The organism is Acinetobacter sp. YH12254 (assembly GCF_013417415.1).
GTDB classification, from domain to species: domain Bacteria; phylum Pseudomonadota; class Gammaproteobacteria; order Pseudomonadales; family Moraxellaceae; genus Acinetobacter; species Acinetobacter pseudolwoffii.
This window is the reverse complement of sequence record NZ_VPEB01000015.1, coordinates 27,397-45,679: the sequence shown is the minus strand read 5'-3', so window position 1 is coordinate 45,679 and position 18,283 is coordinate 27,397. Positions and strand designations below refer to the sequence as shown.

At 43.7% G+C, this 18,283-nt stretch carries 21 protein-coding genes; 15 read left to right on the top strand and 6 right to left on the bottom strand.

The window, feature by feature from the left end; genetic code table 11:
• Positions 1-23: 23 nt before the first annotated feature.
• The 5 genes from FTV29_RS11820 to FTV29_RS11800 all read right to left on the bottom strand — a co-directional run bounded on the left by FTV29_RS11820 (position 24) and on the right by FTV29_RS11800 (position 2,778).
• Positions 24-806, bottom strand: coding sequence for a thiazole synthase (locus FTV29_RS11820; protein WP_100329789.1), 783 nt, complete (start codon positions 804-806; stop codon positions 24-26).
• A 14-nt stretch (positions 807-820) separates the two neighbouring features.
• Positions 821-1,018: a sulfur carrier protein ThiS gene (gene thiS, locus FTV29_RS11815; protein WP_100329788.1), complete on the bottom strand. Its 198-nt coding sequence runs from the start codon at positions 1,016-1,018 to the stop codon at positions 821-823.
• Between the two features lie 35 nt (positions 1,019-1,053).
• On the bottom strand, positions 1,054-1,419 hold the full coding sequence (locus FTV29_RS11810) for a DUF423 domain-containing protein (protein WP_005096565.1): 366 nt from the start codon (positions 1,417-1,419) through the stop codon (positions 1,054-1,056).
• A gap of 119 nt (positions 1,420-1,538) precedes the next feature.
• The gene (gene rpoH, locus FTV29_RS11805) at positions 1,539-2,408 is read right to left on the bottom strand and encodes an RNA polymerase sigma factor RpoH (RefSeq protein WP_005096567.1); all 870 of its coding nucleotides are present in this window, start codon (positions 2,406-2,408) and stop codon (positions 1,539-1,541) included.
• Positions 2,409-2,544: 136 nt separating this feature from the next.
• The gene (locus FTV29_RS11800; protein ID WP_227523968.1) at positions 2,545-2,778 is read right to left on the bottom strand and encodes a sulfurtransferase TusA family protein; all 234 of its coding nucleotides are present in this window, start codon (positions 2,776-2,778) and stop codon (positions 2,545-2,547) included.
• A 385-nt stretch (positions 2,779-3,163) separates the two neighbouring features.
• Here FTV29_RS11800 and FTV29_RS11795 point away from each other — a divergent pair, with 385 nt between their 5' ends.
• Together FTV29_RS11795 and rhlB are read left to right on the top strand one after the other, a co-directional pair.
• Positions 3,164-3,379 (top strand): cold-shock protein, encoded by a 216-nt coding sequence (locus FTV29_RS11795; RefSeq protein ID WP_004280099.1) that lies wholly within the window; start codon positions 3,164-3,166, stop codon positions 3,377-3,379.
• Between the two features lie 101 nt (positions 3,380-3,480).
• The gene (gene rhlB / locus FTV29_RS11790) at positions 3,481-4,632 is read left to right on the top strand and encodes an ATP-dependent RNA helicase RhlB (protein ID WP_005096570.1); all 1,152 of its coding nucleotides are present in this window, start codon (positions 3,481-3,483) and stop codon (positions 4,630-4,632) included.
• Positions 4,633-4,691: 59 nt separating this feature from the next.
• Here the strand turns inward: rhlB and FTV29_RS11785 are convergent, their stop codons facing one another.
• Positions 4,692-5,069 carry a hypothetical protein gene (locus FTV29_RS11785; RefSeq protein WP_005096572.1) on the bottom strand — a complete coding sequence of 126 codons (378 nt, stop codon included), beginning with the start codon at positions 5,067-5,069 and terminating at the stop codon, positions 4,692-4,694.
• A 265-nt stretch (positions 5,070-5,334) separates the two neighbouring features.
• On the opposite strand from FTV29_RS11785, the gene FTV29_RS11780 reads away from it, so the two are divergent.
• The 13 genes from FTV29_RS11780 (at position 5,335) to FTV29_RS11720 (ending at position 18,259) form a co-directional block, all read left to right on the top strand.
• Positions 5,335-5,916: a nitroreductase family protein gene (locus tag FTV29_RS11780; RefSeq protein ID WP_179999566.1), complete on the top strand. Its 582-nt coding sequence runs from the start codon at positions 5,335-5,337 to the stop codon at positions 5,914-5,916.
• Positions 5,917-5,949: 33 nt separating this feature from the next.
• Complete coding sequence (locus FTV29_RS11775; protein WP_074382969.1) at positions 5,950-7,023, top strand: NAD(P)H-dependent glycerol-3-phosphate dehydrogenase; 1,074 nt, start codon at positions 5,950-5,952, stop codon at positions 7,021-7,023.
• A 78-nt stretch (positions 7,024-7,101) separates the two neighbouring features.
• Positions 7,102-7,557, top strand: coding sequence for a phosphohistidine phosphatase SixA (gene sixA, locus FTV29_RS11770; RefSeq protein ID WP_005096577.1), 456 nt, complete (start codon positions 7,102-7,104; stop codon positions 7,555-7,557).
• Positions 7,558-7,586: 29 nt separating this feature from the next.
• Positions 7,587-8,726: a type II secretion system protein GspL gene (gene gspL, locus FTV29_RS11765; RefSeq protein ID WP_100329786.1), complete on the top strand. Its 1,140-nt coding sequence runs from the start codon at positions 7,587-7,589 to the stop codon at positions 8,724-8,726.
• Positions 8,726-9,205 carry a type II secretion system protein GspM gene (gspM, locus tag FTV29_RS11760; protein ID WP_180075535.1) on the top strand — a complete coding sequence of 160 codons (480 nt, stop codon included), beginning with the start codon at positions 8,726-8,728 and terminating at the stop codon, positions 9,203-9,205. Before gspL ends, gspM begins: the two co-directional genes overlap by 1 nt.
• 90 nt (positions 9,206-9,295) lie before the next feature.
• Positions 9,296-10,297 (top strand): quinone-dependent dihydroorotate dehydrogenase, encoded by a 1,002-nt coding sequence (locus FTV29_RS11755; protein WP_159137930.1) that lies wholly within the window; start codon positions 9,296-9,298, stop codon positions 10,295-10,297.
• 5 nt (positions 10,298-10,302) lie between these two features.
• Complete coding sequence (locus FTV29_RS11750; protein WP_005096581.1) at positions 10,303-10,884, top strand: CvpA family protein; 582 nt, start codon at positions 10,303-10,305, stop codon at positions 10,882-10,884.
• A gap of 24 nt (positions 10,885-10,908) precedes the next feature.
• Complete coding sequence (gene purF, locus FTV29_RS11745) at positions 10,909-12,444, top strand: amidophosphoribosyltransferase (protein ID WP_100534938.1); 1,536 nt, start codon at positions 10,909-10,911, stop codon at positions 12,442-12,444.
• Between the two features lie 90 nt (positions 12,445-12,534).
• On the top strand, positions 12,535-14,424 hold the full coding sequence (locus FTV29_RS11740) for a M48 family metalloprotease (RefSeq protein ID WP_180075534.1): 1,890 nt from the start codon (positions 12,535-12,537) through the stop codon (positions 14,422-14,424).
• Between the two features lie 205 nt (positions 14,425-14,629).
• Positions 14,630-15,271, top strand: coding sequence for a hypothetical protein (locus FTV29_RS11735; protein WP_180075533.1), 642 nt, complete (start codon positions 14,630-14,632; stop codon positions 15,269-15,271).
• 21 nt (positions 15,272-15,292) lie between these two features.
• On the top strand, positions 15,293-16,261 hold the full coding sequence (locus FTV29_RS11730; RefSeq protein WP_005096586.1) for a D-glycerate dehydrogenase: 969 nt from the start codon (positions 15,293-15,295) through the stop codon (positions 16,259-16,261).
• Between the two features lie 86 nt (positions 16,262-16,347).
• A complete protein-coding gene (locus FTV29_RS11725) occupies positions 16,348-17,790 on the top strand; it encodes a M48 family metalloprotease (RefSeq protein ID WP_218946072.1) in 1,443 nt (480 codons plus the stop codon).
• 109 nt (positions 17,791-17,899) lie between these two features.
• Positions 17,900-18,259, top strand: a complete 360-nt coding sequence (locus tag FTV29_RS11720) for a hypothetical protein (RefSeq protein WP_005171551.1) — start codon at positions 17,900-17,902, stop codon at positions 18,257-18,259.
• Positions 18,260-18,283: the final 24 nt, after the last annotated feature.

Here is an 18,283-nt window from a genome sequence, read left to right as displayed (position 1 = left end):
CAATCCTTTGACTACGATGAGATTTATTTAAAGAAATAACCAGTTTCCGGCGAGCTGGCATTGGCCATACGTTTGCGTGGCATACGGCCGGCCAGAAAAGCTTCACGGCCAGCTTCGACTGCTTTTTTCATGGCTGAGGCCATGAGTACCGGATTCTGTGCAGCCGCAATCGCCGTATTCATCAGTACACCATCACAGCCCAGTTCCATCGCAATTGCGGCATCACTTGCAGTACCAACACCGGCATCGACCAGTACAGGCACTTTGGCATTTTCTTTAATAATCGACAGGGTATGTGGATTGAGAATTCCCAAGCCCGAACCAATCAGGCTGCCCAAAGGCATAATTGCCACACAGCCCATGCTTTCCAGTTCTTGCGCCACGATTGGATCATCCGAAGTATAGACCATGATCTCAAAGCCATCGTCAATCAAGGTACGTGCAGCTTTCAGGGTTTCGGTCACATTCGGATATAAGGTCTTTTCATCGCCTAAAACTTCAAGCTTGACCAGATTATGGCCATCAAGGAGTTCGCGTGCCAGCATACAGGTGCGAACGGCACTATTGGCATCGAAACAACCTGCGGTATTTGGCAAAATGGTATATTTTTCCGGAGGAATGACTGACAGCAGATTCGGCTGATCTGGATGCTGTCCAATATTGACCCGACGAATCGCGACAGTAACAATCTCTGCGCCACTGGTTTGAATGGCTTGCTGAGTTTCATTTAAATCTTTATATTTGCCTGTGCCTACCAAAAGGCGAGACTGGAATTGGCGTGAACCAATCTGTAATAAATCTTGCATAATTGTCCCGAGTATTAGCCGCCACCGACCGCGTGAATAATTTCTATTTTGTCTGTATCGCAAATCGGCGTATCGCCTAATTTGCTTTTAGGAATAATCATTTCATTGACTTCAACTGCAAAACGCTTACCCTCAAGCGCCATACTCTGAATCAGTTCCAGCAGATTCTTGCAGTGAGTTTCCTGTTGTTCGCCATTGATATAAATCATCATTCTAGCTACCCTCCATGATTAAGTGATTTTCAGACTTATCTGGCGTATTTTAAAGCATTCCAAGCCAGAATTAACCATCCTGCAATCATTAAAGCACCACCAATTGGCGTAATTGCGCCTAATCCACGTGGTAAACCCAAGGCCATGATATACAGTGAACCAGAAAATAATAAAATACCGACCTGAATTAGCCAAAAACTCCATTGAATCGGGAGTGTCGGAATGACTTTCGCGAGCAAGGCCAGAATAAGCAAACCTAAGGCATGATAGAAAAAATAATCCGTTGCCGTTTGCCACCAGCCGAGCTGGGCTTCAGTCGCGCGCGCTTTTAAACCATGTGCACCAAAGGCACCGAGCATCACGGCAAGCGCCAAGTTGAGTGCTGAAATCGCAATCCACATTTGAATTGATCTTCCTGATAAAGTTTGCGCTCAACCTTAGCATAAATTCAAAATTCGGACATAAAAAAGCCTTCATCAAAGAAGGCTTTTTCAGATTAAATCAATAACAGAATTTGGTATTAATTGGAGGACATCGCCACTTTAATTTTTTCCATGGCATTTTTTTCGAGTTGGCGAATACGTTCCGCGGAAACGTTATATTCGGCGGCCAGCTCATGCAGGGTTGATTTCTCGTCATCTAGCCAGCGGCGCTGCAAGATATTACGTGAACGATCATCGAGCTGATCCATGGCTTCGTGCAGAGCAGAGGTACTTTGTTCCTCATAATCCTCATTTTCAATCAGACGGGCCGGATCATAACGGTTATCTTCAAGATATAAAGCCGGTGCAACATAAGTTGAACCTTCATCATCGTCATCGCCGGAAGCATCAAAAGCAGCATCATATGCCGTCAAACGGCCTTCCATCTCCAGAACTTGTTCTGGTGTGACATTTAAATCATTGGCAATCGACTGTGCTTCTGCGAGGGTCAACTTTTTCGATGATTTTTTCAGGCTACGCAGATTAAAAAACAGTTTACGTTGCGCTTTGGTGGTGGCGATTTTAACAATACGCCAGTTACGGATCACATATTCATGAATTTCCGCCTTAATCCAGTGCACAGCAAATGACACCAAACGTACGCCCATATTCGGGTCAAAACGTTTTACAGCTTTCATCAGACCCAGGTTGCCTTCCTGAATCAGGTCGCCTTGTGGCAGACCATAACCTGCATAACTGCGTGCAATATGCACCACAAAACGCAAATGTGACATGACCAGCATTTTTGCTGCATCTAAATCCTGGTCATAGTAATAGCGTTCAGCCAACTCTTTTTCTTGTTCGGCCGTTAAAATCGGAATCTGATTGACAGTGCTGATATAAGCACCGAGGTTGACCCCTGGCGCCGATAATGACAGGGGCATCAACTGATTGCGGCTGTCACTCATGTGTTCTCCTTGAAGTGCGGGATAACCCTAAACATAGGTTTTATCTTAATCCAATCTCTCCGCAAATAATGGATATTTGGGTAGAGAAATGTAAAAAAGTATACGAAACTAAGATAAACAGTTTAATTGAAAATTTTTAAGATTCAATCAAGTAGTGAAACTCTGAATCAGAAATTTTTCTTGATTCAAGCTTGAGTTGATGAATCTGGCAATAACGGCTGATATCCGTCTGACTATGTGGATCAGAGGATTTCAGCAAGAAAGTTTTCTGATTACCGGCCTTTAGTGCCCGTTTTAACATTAATAGCGGCATCGGGCAGGGTTTTCCCATGGCATCGATAAGACAATATTGCTCTGGATCTTGCGACATTAGGGTTTCATTCATATAGCAAAAAAATGACAATAAATAGTAACAAAGAAGCGCATGGAACCAAACTGCTTTAATAAAGATCACAATCTAAAAGAAGATATAAAGTCTTTTGACAATTTTCATGAAAAAAATAACTAAATCAAACAGAACATGCTAAAAAAAATCTATTAATTGTGATAAACCCATGTTAAGCTCGTTGCGTATTTGGGACTTTGAATAAACAAAGTGATTGTTTTTCACCCTATTACATAAATGGATGTAACCGGGATTTTGTTGATAGTTTTACAGAATGATTACAAGCTTAAAAATAATATTTTCAAACTTGTTTGCTCTGCTGTTTGCAACACCGGGTGGTCCTTCTTTTAGTTTCAATGAGGATTAACTTATGACAGCTGCTCGCGAACAAGGCGTAGTTAAGTGGTTTAACGATACTAAAGGCTTCGGCTTTATTCAACGTAACGGCGGTGATGACGTATTTGTTCATTTCCGTGCTATCCAAGGTGACGGCCACCGTTCACTTCGTGATGGTCAACGCGTTGAATTCAGTGTTGTTAAAGGCCAAAAAGGCTTTCAAGCTGAAGAAGTTCAACCATTAGACTAATCTTCGGATTAAGCTAAAAAGAAAACGCTCCAATATAACTTGGGGCGTTTTTTGTTTATACTATCCCCATCTTAGTGATTACCCAAGTAGAGCACCGCTTTATGTCATCTGGTTTTGAAACCTTAAATTTACATCCCAATCTAAAAAAAGCGATTGATGCTTTAGGCTTTACCACCATGACGCCTATCCAGCAGAAGGTTTTAAAATTCACGCTGGCAGGACATGATGCCATTGGCCGCGCACAGACAGGTACAGGTAAAACTGCAGCTTTTTTAATTAGTATCATGAATGATCTATTAAATAACCCAATTCAGGAGCAGCGTTATCGTGGTGAACCGCGTGCCCTGATTTTGGCACCGACCCGTGAACTGGCACTGCAAATTGAAAGCGATGCACAGGATCTGGCCAAATATGCCGGTCTCAATGTCGTGACTTTGCTGGGTGGTGTAGATTTTGACAAGCAAAAGAATCAACTAAATAAAGCACCTGTCGATATTATGGTCGCGACACCCGGTCGTTTGATCGATTTTGTCGAGCAAAAAGAAGTCTGGCTGGATCAGATTGAATTTCTGGTCATTGATGAAGCGGATCGTCTACTCGATATGGGCTTTATTCCTTCAGTGAAACGCATTGTGCGTTTTTCGCCGCGTAAGGAGCAACGTCAGACTTTAATGTTCTCTGCAACATTCAGCTATGATGTACTAAATTTGGCACAGCAATGGTTATTTGAACCGGTAACAGTTGAAATTGAACCGGAAAAGAAAACCAATGCCGATGTCGAGCAACGGGTGTATATGGTGGCTAAGGCCGATAAATATAAACTGTTGCAAGAAATCTTGCGTGATGAGCCGATTGAAAAGGTGATGATTTTCGCCAACCGTCGTGATCAGGTGCGTAAGCTTTATGATCATTTAAAACGTGATGGTTATAAGGTGGTCATGCTGTCTGGTGAGATTGCTCAAGACAAGCGTCTAAAAATGCTAGACCAGTTCAAAAATGGTAAGCACAACATCATGATTGCAACAGATGTTGCGGGTCGTGGTATTCATGTGGATGGTGTTTCACATGTGGTGAACTTCACTTTACCTGAACAGTCAGATGATTATGTACATCGTATTGGACGTACTGGCCGTGCGGGAACACGTGGTGTGAGTATTAGTTTCCTTGCCGAAGATGATGCGTTCTATCTACCAGAAATTGAGAAGGCGATTGGACAGAAATTGCCTTTGACCCGTCTGGAAGGTTATTGCTAATCCAGATTAAAAAAACCGCTCTTGAAGAGCGGTTTTTTTTATGACCATGTGATCTGGACTTATTTGGCCTGACAACGGAAAGTCAAAATGGTTTGATAGTCATCATTCTGGTTTAAACCGGTATTGGTGCCTGCGATATTACCTAAAACAGTCGCTGCTGCCTGAATCATTTGTCCAGTCTGATCATCAACGACACCTTTTAATGCCCCGTTATAACCCGTCTTTTCATCGATAATAATCGCAGTAGCTTTCGAACCACAGGTTTTGCTGGCAGCATTAATGGCATTATTTTTAGCAGTTAGTTGATTTTTACCTAATCCGGTAACCTCAAACTGATTGTTTTCTTTCTGAATTGCCAGTGAGGTTGGGTTAGAAGCGCAGGCAGTTAAAAGTAGAACTGAAGCTGCTAATCCGCTGATCGCAATTGTTTTTTTCATGATAAAATCTCGGGTGAAAACAGAATTAAGTTTATTTGAGCATAGCAAAGCGCACAGAGTTTGGAGCTGTTGTATAAGTTTGGAAATTTTTAGTGTGACTCTATGCTAAAAAAGTAATTCAACTGAGCATTTCATTGATTAAAATCAAAATATTGTAATGTTACTTGAGTAATTTTTGCGGCTAAGTCGCGGTGAAGTTTATAGAGTATTACAGCGGGAATATGCTAATCTTGAAAACAGTTTTTAAGTATAGATCTACAAAGCAATGACGGAATCCGTGGTCGACATCGTTCATCAAAATATTCGCCAACGTCAATCAATAGGACATTTGCTGGCACCGGCACCGAATGCAGAACAGCTGGAGCTGGCTTTTCAGGCGGCATTGACAGCACCGGATCATCATCGGTTGAAACCCACCACCTTTGTGGTGATACCTGATGCACAGCGTGAAGCATTTGGGGAGCTGTTGTCTCAGGCACTGGTCGATCTGGGTGAAACTGAAACGGCACAGATTGAACGGGTCAAGAATCATCCATTCCGTGCGCCACTATTGGTGCTGGCTTTAACGCGTTTGCAAGATCATCCTAAAGTTCCACATTTTGAACAGATTCTCAGTTCAGGTGCCGCCATACAGAATTTTCTGTTATCACTCCAGGTTCAGGGTTTCTCGACCATGTGGCGCAGTGGTGCTGTAGTCGAATCTGGCCTGTTTAAGCAGGCATTAGGAATTTCAAAAGACGATCTGGTCTCGGGTATTATTTATATTGGCACTGCAGCAAAAGCAATTCCAGCACGCGCAGAGATTCAGACCAGTAATTTTGTAAGTTATTGGAATCAGAACGGTTAATTTGCACGGTATAACAGGGTATTAAAAAATAACATGTCAGAATTAAATTTTTCAGCACTGGTCGAGCCGGTTGCAGTCGATCATAAGACCGCTTTAAGAGTCACGGTGTTGGGTGGGGGCAGTTTTGGTACCGCAATGGCCAATACCGCAGTGCGTAATGGTTGTAATACCATGATCTGGATTCGTGATGAAGCTGTTGCGGCAGATATCAATGCCACGCATATCAATAAACGTTATTTGCCCGATTTCCAGCTGGAAGAAAACTTACTGGCTGTGTCGGATCTGGAACTGGCTGTGCGTGATCGTGATATTATTTTAGTCGCGATTCCAAGTCATTCTTTTCGGGATGTCCTGCAACAAATCAAGCCTTTTATCACCTCACAAGCCGTGATTTCACTCACCAAAGGGATTGAAGCCAAAACTTTTAGCTTCATGAGTGATATTATTCGGGAAGTATTGCCAGAAGTGCCTTATGGAGTGTTGTCCGGGCCGAATCTCGCCAAGGAAATTGTGGCAGGTCAGCCGGCAGGAACCGTGATTGCCAGCGAATCTGAGCTGGTACGTTATGCCGTACAGCAAGCCTTACATAGTGCCTTGTTCCGTGTTTTTGCCAGTGATGATGTACATGGTGTAGAACTCGGTGGTGCCTTGAAAAATATCTATGCCGTCGCGATGGGGATGGCAGCCGCGTATAACGTGGGTGAAAATACCAAGAGTATGATCCTGACCCGTGCACTGGCCGAAATGAGCCGTTTTGCGGTAAAATTGGGCGCGAATCCGCTGACTTTCCTCGGGCTTTCCGGTGTGGGTGATTTATTTGCGACTTGTAGCAGTCCGCTGAGTCGTAATTATCAGGTTGGTTTTGCCTTGGGCAAAGGCAAGACTTTGGAGCAGGCTACTACTGAACTGGGTCAAACTGCAGAAGGGATCAATACCATCGTACAGGTCAAGGCGCGTTCCGAAGAACTGGATGTCTATATGCCAATTACTTCTGCCTTGTATGATGTGATTTTTGAAGGTGCACCACCACTCAGCATTGCATTGTCATTGATGAAAAACGGTCATCGCAGTGATGTGGAATTTGTCTTGCCACATCATCAAGTCTGATCTATAACACAAAGGGACTGTATGTGAATTGTCATATTGGCCAGTTATCATGCAGGCAAAAGAAAATAAGGAAACCCAATGCAACTGACTTTAGTGCGACATGGTGAGGCTGCTCCACCAGTCAATGGCAATGATAGCAAGCGTCCATTGACGGAGCGTGGTCATCAGCAGGCTGAGCAAACTGCACAGTTCTTAAAAAATATGATTAAACCTGAAGTATTTGTGGTCAGTCCCTTATTGCGTGCGCAGGAAACCCTGGCCCATCTGCAGCAGTATTTTCAAGATGTGCCGGTGGTGATCTGTAATGCGATTAAACCCGATGATGATGCCAAGGTCGCGGTTGAATGGTTGTCGCAACTGCCTTATGAATCGATTGCCGTGGTGTGTCATATGAATGTGGTGGCGCACATTTCTTCTATTTTGCTGGCGGAGTCTTTTCATCCCTATGCATTGGCAGAAGCACGTATCTATGCGCAGCCAGTCATTGCCGCAGGTTTGTCGACAACAGTTAAAAGTTTTATTCCTACATTATAAAAACCAATTAAAACGGTAGTACACAATCGATGTTGTATTTATGGATGCCTGAGGCCAATGGGGTTTGGCAATGGTCAACTGGGGAATTCTGGAATACTGCGGAAACACTTGAGCAGTTGATTCAGGAGATCCAGGCTCATCATGGCGAAGAAGCAGTAGTGTTTTTCCCGAGCCGTCATGTGCAAATTTTGCAGCAGACTTTGCCCAAGAGCCAATATAAAAAAATGGGCAATGAGGGCATCAAGTATCTGCTTGAAGAGTATGTGGTGCTGCCCGTCGATGCCATGAAAGTGCTGCATCATTTTCAGCAGCCTGATCAGGTCAGTATTATGGGGATTGCGAATTCTACCCTCGAGACCTTGCAGTATTCTCTCAACCTGATTCCCGTCAAGCTGGCGGCTTTGCTGCCAGACTTTTTGGTACTGCCAGTTCCTGAAGCCAATCAGCGGGTGATTACCCAAATTGGTGGGCGCTTGTTGGTACGAGAGGCAGAATATATCGGCCAGTCGCTGGATGATCTGAGTCTGTATCTGGATTATCAGCCCAAAGATTTGCATTATAAAGTTAGTAATCTGAATCAGGATCAGTTAAGTAGCCTAGAAGCACTGGTCACACAGGAGCAGTTAGAATCTTTTCAGTATGTCCTTCCTGTATTGAAAAAACCCAAACAACATGCGTTTAATGTATTGCCCAAAGCTAAATCTGAAGGTGCCATTTCCGGTTACTGGAAAGCATGTGCAGCTGTATTTCTGGGCATATTAGTCTTACAGTTTAGTTATGATGCGGTGCGCTGGTATCAATATAAAAAAGTGGCAAATCAGACCGCTGCACAGGCCGTTGATCAGTTCAAGTACTGGTTTGGGCAAAATTATCCGGTCACTGAGCAGAATATCAAAAGCCAGTTTGAAGGGCAGTTGCGTCAAAGCCAGATCGCCGATACACAGGCATTACAGCTGATTAGTCGGATTGGACCAGTCTTGATGCAGAACCAGATTGTGGCACAACGGATCAATTATGATGCGTCTGTGTTGAGTATGGAGCTCAAGGCCAATTCATCAGATACGCTAAATGCATTGACCAAGCAATTGGGTCAGCAAGGCTTTAAAGTGGAGCTGGGGAATATTCAGGCCAGCGGAACAGGTGCCATTGGGCTGGTGAGGGTGCAATAATGAAAGCCATCGAAGCGCTACAAAATCGCATGGATCAGTCTTTTGAAAAAATGAGTGATTATCTGGACAGTCTCTCGGCACGTGAACGGGTATTGGTGATTTTTACCACTATTTTTGTAGTTGTGGCTGCGGTCAGTTCAGCACTCTGGTATATGCATCAGGCAGCAGACACCCAGCAGAAACGTTTAAATCAGCTGAAAGATACCATTGTCTGGATGCAAAGTAATGCAGTCACCATAAAACCTGCTGGAGACATGCAGCTGGATGCCGCAGAGAAAGTACAGCGGGTGGCACAGCAACAAGGTCTTTCGGTTGCATCCCAGCAAATAGATGGAAAAATTCAATTGGTGGTCATGCATGAAAATTATGCAGTTTTGGCAAACTTCCTGACTCAACTGGCACAAATGGGTCTAAGTGTTGAGAAAATGGAACTAAATAATGAAGCAGGACAGATTAAATTAACCGCGACCGTGCAATAAACGGTAAAAATAAAGATTTGCAAAGCATGGTTTTTTTGTCAGCCTATGCCTATAATATGCCGACTTAAAAAGCAGTAGACTTTTCTAGATATGTTGTATTCTCTAGCCCGCCCTTTGTTGTTTTCTTTAGCACCAGAGCGTGCACATGAGCTGACACTATCACTATTAAAATCATCCCATAAAATGGGCTTGATGCGTCAAAATGTTACTGCAAAACCTGTAACCTGTATGGGAATCGAATTTCCCAATCCAGTAGGGCTTGCGGCAGGTTTAGACAAAAATGGTGCTTATATTGATGCCCTTGCTGGTCAAGGTTTTGGTTTTATTGAAATTGGTACCATTACGCCGCGACCGCAAGCCGGCAACCCTCATCCGCGTTTGTTCCGTCTGCCGCAGGCCAAAGCTATTATTAACCGTATGGGTTTTAATAATGAGGGTGTAGATCAGCTGGTGGAAAATGTCAAAGCTGCCAAATTTAAAGGCATTCTCGGCATCAATATCGGTAAAAACGCTGATACTCCGGTAGAAAAAGCAGTAGATGATTACCTTATCTGTTTAGAAAAAGTCTATAATTATGCGTCTTACATTACCGTCAATATTTCTTCTCCCAATACCAAAAATCTGCGCAGTTTACAAAGTGGTGATGCACTGACCGAACTGCTTGAAACATTGAAAAACCGTCAGCTTGAATTGGCGCAGGAATACCAGCATTATGTACCTTTGGTCCTTAAAGTAGCGCCTGATCTGGACGAAACCGATATTGCCTTTATTGCCAAGCAGTTACTGCAATTCAAGATTGATGGTCTGATCGTGACCAATACCACACTGTCACGTGAAGGGGTGGAAGGTCTGGCGCATGCAGAGGAGGCAGGTGGTCTATCTGGCGCGCCAGTCTTTGAGAAAAGTACCGCATGTCTGGCTGCATTTGCTCAGGTGTTAAAAGGACAAATTCCCTTGATTGGTGTGGGTGGTATTCTTTCAGGCGCAGATGCTGTTGCCAAGAAACAGGCAGGTGCCAGCCTTGTACAAGTTTATAGTGGCCTCATCTATACTGGACCTGAACTTGTAAAAGATTGTGTAGACGCACTTTAAATCCTATGAATGCCATTGATATCTTTCTGCTGATTATCTTGCTCATTGGAGGGCTCAACGGTTTGCGTCAAGGATTTATTAAAGCCTTTGCGAACTTAGTGGGATGGATCTTTGCCCTGATTGTTGCGGCAAAATATTCAACGCTACTTGCGCCGTCTATGGTTGCTCTGAGTACAGATCCAGTCGTACAAAAGATAGCAGCCTTCGCCTTTATCGTCCTGTTAATTGTGGTTCTGACCTGGATCGTCACTGCGCTTTTAAACCGTATTTTAAAGAGTCTTAAACTGGGTCCGCTTAACCGTCTGGCAGGTGGTGTCTTTGGTAGCCTGAAAGGCTTGCTGATTGTGCTGATTACCATGCAAGGCATTGGCCCGTGGGTAGAAAGCTCACCGCACTGGAAACAGTCCAAGTTTATTCAAGCCTTATTGCCTTATGCGCCTTGGGCGACTCAAATGTCGAAAGACGCCGCGAATGGTGCACTACAACATATCAAGCCTGAAGGGACATCGAAACCTTCAGCTGTATCATCTGAAACATCGTCCAAATCTGGAGCTGCAGATGAGTCTACAAATAATCCTTTTTATTAATCCTAGCTTGTCTGCGAGGTTGCTATGTGTGGAGTAGTTGGTATAGCTGGTAAATCACCCGTTAACCAAATGTTGTTTGATGCATTAACGATGTTACAACATCGTGGACAAGATGCAGCTGGGATCGTGACATGTGATGAAGGGCGTCTGTTCCTTCGTAAAGACAATGGGATGGTGCGTGATGTATTTCATACCCGTCATATGCGTGCCTTGAAAGGAAATTACGGGATTGGTCATGTGCGTTATCCAACAGCCGGTTCATCGAGCAGTGCAGAAGCACAGCCATTTTATGTGAACTCGCCGTATGGAATTACCTTGGCGCATAACGGTAATTTGACCAATGCCGAAGAAATTCACGATGACCTGTTCAAAACTGACTTGCGTCATATGAACACGGATTCTGATTCAGAAGTGCTGCTAAACGTGCTAGCGCATGAATTGCAAAAACATGGCAAATTGGTGCCGACTTCGGAAGATATTTTCCATGCGGTAACACGTGTGCATGAGCGTTGTAAAGGCGCTTATGGTGTGGTAGCAATGATTACCGGACAAGGTCTGGTGGGCTTCCGTGATCCGAATGGTATCCGTCCACTGATTTACGGTTCACGTGAAACTGAACAGGGCATGGAATATATCATAGCTTCTGAATCGGTTGCGATTACTGCGCTGGGCTTCAAAGTTGAGCGTGATATTCAGCCAGGTGAAGCGGTATTTATCGATTTACAAGGTAATTTCTTTACCAAGCAATGTGCGACCAATCCTGAATATCGTCCATGTATTTTTGAATATGTGTATTTTGCCCGTCCGGATGCCATTATTGATGGAATCTCGGTGTATAAAGCACGTCTGAAAATGGGTGAGAAGCTGGCGCAAAAAATTCTGCGCGAGTGGGGTGAAGAGCATGATATCGATGTGGTGATTCCGATTCCGGATACTTCACGTACTTCTGCATTGGAACTTGCCAATATGCTGGGTGTGAAATTCCGTGAAGGTTTCATGAAAAACCGTTATATCGGTCGTACTTTTATTATGCCAGGTCAGCAACTACGTAAAAAATCGGTACGTCAAAAACTGAACCCGGTTGAGCTTGAATTTAAGGGTAAAAACGTACTATTGGTCGATGACTCGATTGTGCGTGGTACGACCTGTAATGAAATTATCCAGATGGCACGTGATTCTGGTGCGAAAAAAGTCTTCTTTGCTTCCGCAGCACCGATGGTGAAATATCCAAACGTGTACGGTATCGATATGCCGGCAAAATCAGAGCTAATTGCCTCAGATCGTAGCGTTGAAGAAATTCGTGAAATTATTGGTGCAGACCGTTTGGTGTTCCAGGATCTGGAAGATTTAAAAGATGCAGTTCGAACCACCAAAGTGCCAGATCTGAAAGATTTTGACTGTTCGGTATTTGACGGCGTTTATGTCGCGGGTGGTATTGATGCGCAGTATCTGGATGATCTACAGCAAAAACGTAGTGACAGTGCCATGAAAGAAGGGAATTACATCGATGTGAATATCGATGCAGCTTCTGTGGATTTAACTGGCGTACGTGAAGTCTAAGCGCTTAAAATCATCATGAAAAAGCGGGAATTTCCCGCTTTTTTGTTTTATGATGAACCCATTGAAAATAATCTTAACTAGGGTTCTACATTGCGCAACGTAGGATATGATTTTATAAAAAACAAGAATATCGTATTGCCTGTAAGCTTCTGCTTGATTGCTGTGCTGTTAACTATTTTTATTATCAATACCGTTGTTGGTCTATTCGTTTTTTATGTTGATTCTACCCAGTCTATTTTCTGGCATATGCTCAGTCCTTATCTGATTGCGTTGCTGTTATGTGTGATGCTGATCTCGGTCATCTATGAATTTTATCTTTTCCGGAATGGCGGTTATTCGCTGGCAAAACAGATGGGTGCGCGCCGTCTCAGCCCGATGGAAAGTATTCCTGAGGAAAGTGCGGCACTGCAAATTACCCAGCAGCTGGCCGATACCTTTTTAATTGAACCTCCGGCGGTGTATGTACTGCCCGATGAAGTTGGAGTTAATACGCTGACGGCGGGTTTTAGCCCGCGAGATATCGCGATTATTCTGACTTGGGGTGCGGTACAAACTCTGGATAAAGTCGAGCTGTATGGTTTACTCAGTCACGAATTTAATAAAATTCTGTCGGGTGAAACTGCGGAAAATACCCGCTTAAAAATTTTGTATAGCAGTTTAACCACCTTTAGCCAGTGGGGCAGCAAAATTGCCAAATCTGGTTTCTATCGAACTGATATTCGACGTGAAAATAAGTTTGAAACCTTTTATGTCGCAATTGGCGCAGTAATCTGGCTGATTGGCAGTTTGGGGGTATTGATCACACGCTTTATTAAATATATTTCACTGGGTGGACGCACTTTTAAGAATGACCAGAAAACTCGCCGCCTGATTCAAAATGATGCCAATATCCAGACTTTACTCAGAATTCATGTGCATCATTCCGGTTCGCAAATCTATAGTGAATATGCCGAATCCATTTCACATATGTGTTTTGCCAATTCCTTGAGTCCGCAAAACTGGTTGAATATTCACCCAAATATTAATCAACGAATTTATGAATTAAATCCAGCCCTGATTCAGGATTTGCAGCTCGAGAACTTGAAGAAACTCAAGAATCAGCCTTTATTCAGTTTATTTCGTTCTCTGGAAGAAGTGGTGCCCGAGACTGCGATGAGCTGGAGTTCGCCACAGCCTCTGCCGTTGTTGCGTCTATCTCCAATCAGCTTTGCAATTAAAGATGCGATCAAGCCACTGAATCCAGAGCTGCGGCTGAGTATGCCGCGTCCGGAGTTGCTTGAACGTGCATTGCAGACGGCGACCGGCTCGCGTGAAGTCATGGTTGCCATTTTGATGATTCGTCAATATCGTGAATTTATTCCGACTGAGGCTGAGGTGAGCCGCGCCATTGTAGATTCACTGCTGAATCTGGATGGGCGGGTGCATATTTCGATTTTCCAGCAAGCTTGTAAGAATATTGGCGGGATGCCCACCACAGTTGCACGTCAGTTTTTGATGAAACTGGCACGAATTATTCAGGAAGATGGTGAAATTGGCTTGCTCGATGCCTTATTGCTGGAATGTGTCAAATATGAACTGAATCTATTGCCCGCACATATTCCAACAGCTTTGGATGAAGTTAAGCCCCAGATTGTGCGTCTGATTGATGCCTTGTTGCATGTGCAGCAGATTAATAGCGGAAACCAGCTTGAGGTTCGCGAACGCATTTTAAACCGGATTTTGTCGGCTCGAGAATTGGACTTATACAATGAAATTTCTGATGAGCCGATTGATCTTGCGGAAATTCTGAATGATATTGCGGGACTTTTACTGCGTGAACGTCTCGGGATTTTGGGTATCGCAGAAGCCTGTTTGTGGAGCGACCGTATTGTGACTCAGGACGAACTGGATGTGATGGAACTGCTTTATTGGCGCTTGGGTTTTGAGGCAGAGCAGATTATTCAACAAATGTTGAAGAAAAACAGTTTAACCATTATGTAAAAAAGAAGACAACAATTCACAGTTTGAAACTGCATCTGTTATAACAGAGGCAGTGATTTAATTGAGTATTAAAAGTACAGTTTTTAGCAGGCAGATCGACTTTGTATTAGAATCCATCAGGATAAAAAAGAAAAGCGGAAAAAGTTCGGCAAAGTAGAGGCAATCCGGCTAAAATGTTCAGCCTGAAATTGGTGATGATGAAAAGATGATAGGGCATCAGCGTGACATACTGGCAACATTAGGAATTGATCTCTGGATTCCTAGGGACAGCGCATGTCAGCCACATCAGGTCTCGATCTGGCGTGATCAGGCTGCACCAGAATTTCACAGTGACATTGTCTTGCCTCAGTCCAAGCAGCCCGAGGTATTTACAGATCTATCAATTCCTGAGCCGGTTATTCAGCCCGAAGCTGAAGTCATGCCTGTGGTATCAGTGCCCACGCCAGTACTGGTTCAGGAACAGCGTGAAATCATACAAATTCTGCCATTTAGTTTGCAGATTTTAAGTCTGGCCCATTGCAGTATTGTGATTGATGCGACTGCAATGACTGAAGAAACCCAGAATTTATGGACGAATATCCAGCGTGCAGTGGTCAGCGAGTTTTGTGAGCTGAACTGGCCATTTCCTTGGGCCAATGTTCAGGATGGGCGCGGTGTGGACTCTTATATTCAGGGTTTTCTCGATGGGATGAGTGCCGAGAAAAATATTATTTTCTTGGGAGCTGTACCTTATATTTCAAATAGTAAAATAATCCAGTTGGCTTCTTTACAGGAAATGCTGGATCAGCCAATTTTGAAAAAACGTTTATGGCAGTTTATGCAAAATAGGTCTGCCAGCTTGAAATAATATGAGTTTGGAATAAAAAATATGAAACAAAAAGTGGTTGTATTTAGTCAGATCGATGCTGATATTCAAAATAAACTTGAACAACATTATGATGTCGCTTATATACAACCCAAGTTAGGCGATGTGAACCGGCAGCTTTTGCAGGAGGTTCAGGATGCCGATGGCATGATTGGTGCAGGTCGATTGCTGAATCGTGACAATCTGGCGACTGCCACCCGGCTTAAAGTCATTTCTAGTGTCAGTGTCGGTTATGACAACTATGAACTTGATTATTTAAATGAAAAAAATATCTATCTCAGCCATACCCCGCATGTACTGACTGAAACCACGGCAGATCTGGCTTTTACATTGTTGATGTCTGCGGCACGTAAAGTGGCTTATCTGGATCACTGGACCAAACAAGGACAATGGCAGCGTACTGTCGGTGAAGCACAATTTGGTCTGGATATTTTTGGAAAAACTTTAGGTATTATCGGTCTGGGTCATATTGGAGCTGCAGTTGCACGTCGTGGTTTTTATGGTTTCAATATGAATATTCTGTACCATAATCGCCGTGAAAAACCAGAATTGGCCCAAGGCCTGAATGCACAGTATTCTGACTTAGATGAACTATTACAGCGTTCCGACTTTGTCGTTATTGCGGTTGACTTAAATGCTGATTCTAAAGCGCTGATTGCAGCGGCTGAGTTGGAAAAAATGCAACCACATGCGGTATTGGTGAATATTTCACGTGGCTCAGTCATTGATGAGCAGGCTTTAATTGACGCTTTAAAAGCCAAGCAGATTTTTGCTGCCGGTCTCGATGTCTATCAGAAAGAACCTTTAAAAGAATCTGAATTATTTCAGTTGGACAATGTGGTTACATTGCCACATGTGGGTTCTGCGACGGCTGCAACCCGTAAAAAAATGGCCGAATTGGCCTATCAGAATCTGGTGGATGCTTTAGAAGGGCGAGTGCCACGCTATGTGGTTAATCCTGAGTTTCAATAATATTAAATAACATTTTCTTGCGTATATGCCCATTTTTCAATGCTATATTCAAGGCAGCTTAGAACAATAGATTTAGAGATTTTTCATTGAAACGATTGGCGTTGGCGTGTGGTTTAACGATGTGCATGGTGACAGGGCATAGCTCTAGCCATGATTTTAATCAAGCGACTGCACACTTTTCTGTGCCTGATATTGGTACAGGCGTGGGTTTACTCGATCAGCAAAAAGAAAGAATGATCGGTGAAAAAGTCTATCGCGAAGTGCATAAGCAAATGTCAGTCATGCAGAATCCATGGCTGGAAGACCAGCTGCTGTCGGTATTTTCTCATATTCTCAGTCAGACTCAGTTACAACAGCCCATTGGTTTACTGGTGATTAATGATCCACAAATTAATGCTTTTGCTGTGCCGGGAGGGCTGTTTGCTCTTAATGCTGGTTTAATCAATTCAGCCCGAAATATGGATGAAGTGGCGGGGGTGATGGCGCATGAAATTGCACATGTCACACAACGTCATTACAGTCGCTCTCAAGATGCTTTTAAAGGGCAGGGTTTGCTGGCATTGGCCGGAATTTTGGTCGGGGCGTTGGTGGCCTCTCAGGCGGATGGTGATGCGGGTGCTGCGGTGATGATGGGTTCGCAAGCCGCGTTGATGGATAAACAGCTGACTTATAGTCGTAATCAGGAGCGTGAAGCAGACCGAATTGGCATGCAATATATGTATCGTTCGGGCTATAACCCGCATAGTATGGCTGACTTCTTCGAAGTCATGCATCGCTCGACCAGTCGCTTAAGCTTCCTGCCGGATTTCTGGTTCACCCATCCACTGACGACTGAGCGTATGAGTGAAGCACGTTTGCGTGCCAATCAGCTGCCTGCTGTCAAACCTAAGCTGAATGATCAGGACTTTGAGATTATCAAATGGTATAGCAGGGTGCTGTCTCGCCAGACCAGTGAGGAGCAGCTCAGTTTGATGAATCGGCAGAATAATTTTGCCGGTCAGCTTGCTTTGGCTGCCTACCAGATACAGCAAAGTGATTTTCAGGCCGCACAGGCTGCTTTAGATCAGGCGAAAAAGCATAACCAGATGCATCCTTTATTGGTCTTGTTTCAGACTGATATTTACTTAGGTCAGAACCAGTTGAATGCAGCGTTGAAAAGTGTGGCTTCGGCAGCGCGGATCATGCCGGAAAACCGCGCACTCAATTATAAATATGCAGAAGTCTTGATTCGTGCCCAGCAACCTGATCAAGCTAAACAGATTGTACAAAAGTTTTTGAATGCCAATTCCCGCGATGTGAGTGGCTGGCGATTGATGCAGCTGGCGACCAATGCAGAGCCAGCATCGGCAATCAAGGCCGCCAATGTGCTGCGTTATCGTGCAGAAGTAGAATATTGGTCCGGTTATGAGGAAACCGCCATCAAGTCATTATTACATGCACAGCGTACAGCGAAAAATAATCAATCTTTATCGGCAACCATTAACCAACGCCTGAAACAGATGCAGCAGGCACGTCAATATAAAATTTAAGCCTTAGTCAGGTTTTAAGCTTTTTATATCAGGATGATATGGTCAGGATATACTGAATCGGGCTACAATCTTTTTTTAATGATCAGTGCGATTAAATCTGAAGCATGCTATGAAGAAAATATTATTGGGCATCTGTCTATTGGGGTGGAGTTATGCGGTATTTGCTGCGAGTGCTGTTGAGTATGTAGACGCGGTAGAGCGTATTAATACTGACTATAAAAAGGAATCGCGTCAATTCTTGGGTGGTTTGAATCCGCAGCAACAAGGTTTTAGCGCAGCACAGAATTCACATTTTTGTAGTATTGTGCAACGTTATGCCGATCGCTTATATCAGGCGGCTGACCAAAATCGTGCTTATCTGGATCGTCAGTTTCAGAAGATAACTAAACAGGATGTGATTATAGAAGTGAAATCTTCAAAAGAGATGCAATTGCTGAAACGTTATCAGGTTGATTGTTATTTGCAATAAGAATACGTTAAGAACTGTCTTTTG